We start from the raw sequence: 241 nt of genomic DNA on the forward strand, positions 1-241 counted from the left end.
GGCGAAGTCGGCATCGATGTGTTGAGTGTGGAGCCTCCGGTCAACGGCACTGAACACATCTTGAGTTACGCCTATGTGCTGGCCGCTCTCGACGTAAAACACTGCCTCAAAAAACGACTCCAGCTTGAGCAGTTCTTTCAAAAACACGTCCCTTTCAAAACAGCCTTCCGAGCGATTGATCAAACAAACATTGTAGGTGTGTTGCAGACGCCGATAATCAACCTTGCTCTCCAATCGTTTC

The 241-nt window shown here is 49.4% G+C and carries 1 protein-coding gene; it reads left to right on the forward strand.

Annotation, left to right across the window (positions count from 1 at the left end):
• Positions 1-241, forward strand: a 241-nt coding sequence (locus AC0L3B_RS40165; RefSeq protein ID WP_473383571.1) for a hypothetical protein, incomplete at both ends; no start/stop codon positions are given.

The organism is Bradyrhizobium sp. Kon56 (assembly GCF_055807635.1).